The sequence below is a fragment of the Mesorhizobium sp. M7A.F.Ca.AU.001.01.1.1 genome (assembly GCF_004022735.1).
Taxonomy (GTDB): Bacteria; Pseudomonadota; Alphaproteobacteria; order Rhizobiales; family Rhizobiaceae; genus Mesorhizobium; species Mesorhizobium ciceri.
The window spans coordinates 1-1,526 of record NZ_RZPF01001045.1; the positions used below are offsets into that span (position 1 = coordinate 1).

Sequence of the window (1,526 nt, forward strand, 5' to 3'; positions counted from 1 at the left end):
TTCCAAGCCCTGGCTGTGGAAGTAGAAATTGATGGTGTCGAGCCGGAAACCATCGACGCCGCGCTCCAGCCAGAAGCGGGTGACGTCGAGCAACGCGTCCTGAACCTCGTGGTTGTGGAAGTTGAGGTCGGGCTGCTCGGCCAGAAAATTGTGCATGTAATATTGCTGGCGGCTGGTGTCCCATTGCCAGGCCGAGCCGCCGAAGATCGACAGCCAGTTGTTGGGCGGCGTGCCGTCCGGCCTGGCGTCTGCCCAGACGTACCAGTCGGCTTTCGGGTTGCTGCGGCTCGACCGGCTTTCCTTGAACCACGGGTGGTTGTCGGCGGTGTGCGACAGCACCTCGTCGATCATCACCTTCAAGCCCAACCTGTGTGCCTCGGCGGTCAGCGCGTCGAAGTCGGCCAACGTGCCGAACATCGGATCGACGTCGCAGTAATCCGACACGTCATAGCCGAAATCCTTCATCGGCGACTTGAAGAATGGCGAAATCCAGATGGCGTCCGCACCGAGTGCCGCGATGTAGGGTAGCCGCCCGATGATGCCCTTAAGGTCACCGATGCCGTCGCCGTTCGAGTCCTGGTAGCTGCGCGGATAAATCTGGTAGATCACCGCGCCCCGCCACCAGTCGCGATCGATGGCGAGGTCAGGCTTCGAGCTGGCCTTCAAAGCGGATTGCATCGTCTCAGCCTCCTTTCACCGAGCCGGCAAGCAGCCCGCGGACAAAATAGCGCTGCAGCGAGAAGAACACGATCAGCGGCACGATGATGGTCACGAAAGCCGATGTCGTCAGAATCTCCCAGTCGCCGCCGCGTGAGCCCAACAGCGCGTTGAGCTTGGCGGTCAGCACGATCTGGTCTGCCTCTGTGCCGAGGAAAACCATCGCCACCAGCAGATCGTTCCATACCCACAGGAACTGGAAGATGGCAAACGAAGCCAGCACCGGAAACGACAGCGGCAAGACGATCTTGACGAAGATCTCGAAATCGCTGGCGCCGTCGATGCGCGCCGATTCCATGATTTCGCGCGGCAGGCCGGCAATGTAGCTGCGCAGCAGGTAGATGGCGAAGGGCAGGCCGAAGCCGGTATGCGCCAGCCAGATGCCGAGATAGGTCTTCGACGGCATGCCGAAGAAAGCGCCGACGCCGTTGTAGAGTTTCAACAGCGGGATCAGCGACATCTGCAATGGCACCACCAGCAAGCCGATGATGACCGCGATCAGCAGCGCCCGGCCGGGAAACCGCATCCAGGCCAGCGCATAGGCGGCAAAGGCGGCGATCAGGATCGGGATGACGGTCGCCGGAATGGTGACGGTCAGGGAATTCATGAAAGACCGTCCGATGCCTTCGGAAAACAGCACGGTTTTGTAATTATCGGTGGTGAATTTCGGCGGCGCCGACGAAGCATAATAGACGCGCTGGCCGCGATCGCCTTCGAACGCTTTCGGGGACTGCATGACGAAGCTGCCGTCGGCATTGAGCTGCAAGGTCACGCCGTCGCCGAGATCGGCTGTGGTGCCGGCGGGATAC

2 protein-coding genes are annotated in these 1,526 nt (G+C 61.0%); both read right to left on the bottom strand.

Annotated features, from left to right (window positions below; all coding sequences use genetic code 11):
- A partial coding sequence (locus EN884_RS35565; protein WP_245492047.1) for an alpha-amylase family glycosyl hydrolase occupies positions 1 to 678 on the bottom strand: 678 nt, incomplete at its 3' end.
- A gap of 4 nt (positions 679 to 682) precedes the next feature.
- A partial coding sequence (locus EN884_RS35570) for a carbohydrate ABC transporter permease (RefSeq protein ID WP_164755887.1) occupies positions 683 to 1,526 on the bottom strand: 844 nt, incomplete at its 5' end.